The sequence below is a fragment of the Mesorhizobium sp. M4A.F.Ca.ET.050.02.1.1 genome (assembly GCF_003997725.1).
Taxonomy (GTDB): domain Bacteria; phylum Pseudomonadota; class Alphaproteobacteria; order Rhizobiales; family Rhizobiaceae; genus Mesorhizobium.
This window is the reverse complement of sequence record NZ_RZSG01000794.1, coordinates 1-2,695: the sequence shown is the minus strand read 5'-3', so window position 1 is coordinate 2,695 and position 2,695 is coordinate 1. Positions and strand designations below refer to the sequence as shown.

At 63.9% G+C, this 2,695-nt stretch carries 2 protein-coding genes and 2 pseudogenes; all 4 read left to right on the top strand.

Translation table 11 applies throughout. From position 1 onward, the window contains the following. Positions 1–299, top strand: a pseudogene (locus tag EOA33_RS31240) (threonine synthase); the annotation flags it as partial. A gap of 14 nt (positions 300–313) precedes the next feature. Next, entirely contained in the window at positions 314–1,606 is a 1,293-nt protein-coding gene (locus EOA33_RS31235) for a pitrilysin family protein (RefSeq protein WP_126055905.1), read from the top strand. Positions 1,607–1,621: 15 nt separating this feature from the next. Beyond that, positions 1,622–2,218 (top strand): GNAT family protein, encoded by a 597-nt coding sequence (locus EOA33_RS31230; RefSeq protein WP_126055906.1) that lies wholly within the window; start codon positions 1,622–1,624, stop codon positions 2,216–2,218. A gap of 51 nt (positions 2,219–2,269) precedes the next feature. Continuing rightward, positions 2,270–2,695, top strand: a pseudogene (locus EOA33_RS31225) (sensor domain-containing phosphodiesterase); the annotation flags it as partial.

Genomic DNA, 2,695 nt, shown 5'->3' with positions numbered 1-2,695 from the left:
AGGTCGCCGCCACCATCCGCTCGACGCTCGCGGCAAGCAACTATCTGCTCGATCCGCACACGGCGGCGGCCTTCCATGTTGCCTCAGGCAAGGTCGAGAGCGATGTGCCCATGGTGGTGCTGGGCACCGCGCATCCGGCCAAGTTCCCGGCCGCCGTCGAGGCTGCCAGCGGCATCACGCCTGCCCTGCCCGCATGGCTGGGCGGCTTGATGACAGCCGACGAAAAATACACGGTACTTCCATCCGACCTGAAAATGGTGGAAGATTACGTCGGACGCCACACGCGGGCGGCGCGTTAAGGAGTACTAGCCATATGGGTGTTGAGGTAAGCCGTCTGTCGAACGGCCTGACAGTCGCAACCGAAACCCTTCCAAGCCTCGAATCCGTTGCCCTTGGTGCCTGGGTCAAGTCAGGCGCCCGCAATGAGCGTGACGAAGAGCACGGAATGGCCCATCTGCTTGAGCATATGGCCTTCAAGGGCACGAAACGGCGCACCGCCTTCGAGATCGCCTCGGAAATCGAGAATGTCGGCGGCGAGATCAACGCCGCCACCAGCGTCGAGACCACATCCTATTACGCCAGGGTGCTCTCCGACGACGTGCCGCTGGCGGTCGATATCCTGGCGGACATCCTGCAGGAGTCCGAATTCGACCCTGAAGAGCTCGAGCGCGAGCAGCATGTGATCCTGCAAGAGATCGGCGCCGCGCACGACACGCCCGACGATATCGTCTTCGACCGCTTCACCGAGACCGCCTTCCGCCACCAGACGATCGGCCGCTCCATCCTCGGCACGCCGGAGACCGTCAAATCCTTCACCTCCAAGCAGTTGCACAATTTCATCCAACGCCAATACGCCGCCGAGCGAATGGTGATTGTGGCGGCGGGCGACATCAAGCACGACAATTTCGTGCGCGAGGTGGAAAGGCAGCTGGGCGGCTTCCGCGCCAAGGCGGAAAGCAACATTCCGCAATATGCGCAATATGTCGGCGGCGACTTCCGCGAGGACCGCGACCTGATGGACGCGCAGATCGTGCTCGGCTTCGAGGGCCGCGCCTATCATGTGCGTGACTTCTACGCCTCGCAGGTGCTGTCGATGATCCTCGGCGGCGGCATGTCGTCCAGGTTGTTCCAGGAGGTTCGCGAAAAACGCGGCCTGTGCTATTCGGTCTACGCGTTCCACTGGGGCTTTTCGGATACCGGCATATTCGGCGTCCATGCCGCGACCGGGCAGAGCGACATCGCCAAGCTGGTGCCGGTCATCATCGACGAATTGCAGAAGGCCGGCGAGAACATCATGCAGGAAGAGCTCGACCGCGCCCGTGCGCAATACCGCGCCGGCTTGATCATGTCGGCCGAAAGCCCGGCCAGCCGCGCCTCGCAGATCGCCAGGCAGCTGCTGCTGTTCGGCCGGCCGATCGCCAAGGAAGAGCTGATGGAACGGCTGGCGGCGCTCACCGTCGAGCGTCTGACCGATCTCTCGTCGCGGCTGTTTTCGACCAAGCCGACGCTCACTGCCGTCGGACCCGTGGGGACGCTGGCGCCCTATGAGGCGATCCTCGATTCGCTTGCGGGTCCGCAGACGACGGCCCGCAAGCTCGCCGTCTAGACCTGCTCAAGCGCCATGTTCGCGCTCCCTTTCTTTCGCCGCGACCTGCCGGCACTGAAGGGTGACAAGGTCACGCTGCGCGTGCCGCTGACCAATGACTACCGCGAATGGTCGGCGCTGCGCGGTGAAAGCCGCGCCTTCCTGGAGCCTTGGGAACCGCGCTGGACGCCGGACGAGCTGGACCGCACAGCATGGCGGCTGCGCATAAGCCGCTACCGCGAGGACTACGCACAAGGCACGGCGATCGCCTTCTTCATCTTCGAGAAGTCGAGCGGCAAGCTCGCCGGCGGCATCACGCTCGGCAACATCCGCCACGGCGTCGCGCAGAGCGGCCATATCGGCTACTGGATCGGCGAGCGCTATGGCGGCCGCGGCCTGATGACCGAAGCGGTCAAGCTGGTGTCGCGCTTCGCCTTCGATACCTTGAGGTTGCACCGGATCGAAGCGGCCTGTATTCCCGATAATGCCCGTTCGATCCGCGTGCTTGAAAAAGCCGGATTCCGGCGCGAAGGACTTCTGCGATCCTACCTCAGGATCAACGGTATCTGGCAGGATCATTACCTCTACGCCCGGATCGCGGACGATCCGCCGGGCGCTGGAACGAAGGGCTGATTGTTGACGATTTTTTCGCGATTCGCGTCGCTGCTCGCCCTTGTCCTGGCGATGGTCGTTGCGCTCTGCGCAGCCTCGCCGGCGTTCGCCGTTGAACCGATCAAGATCGCCCGCGACGACGTGGCGCTCGACCTCTCGCGTGCCTTCGATCTGTACCCGAATCAAGGCGAGAATTTCCAGGTCTCGACAGCCCCCGGCCCCGACGGCATCGTAAGGCGTATCGAGGTGGAAGCGAAGGATTCGCGCTCGAGTGGCGACTGGGCCGTGTTCGCGCTCGCCAACACCACCGACCAACAGCTCGACCGGCTGATCGTGGCGCCGCATTTCCGCCTGGTGAATTCCGGCATCTTCTGGCCCGATCTCGGCGCGACACGTATCGCCGCGATCACGCCCAGCGAAGGCTTCGCGCTCGACCGCCAGACCAGCCCCGATGCCGACGTGTTCCGGGTGACGCTGAACCCCGGCACTGTGGTCACC

Bases quoted from the DNA above. Each gene is read 5' to 3' on its own strand.
- EOA33_RS31235 (WP_126055905.1), top strand. From the start codon at position 314: ATGGGTGTTGAGGTAAGCCGTCTGTCGAACGGCCTGACAGTCGCAACC.
- EOA33_RS31230 (WP_126055906.1), top strand. From the start codon at position 1,622: ATGTTCGCGCTCCCTTTCTTTCGCCGCGACCTGCCGGCACTGAAGGGT.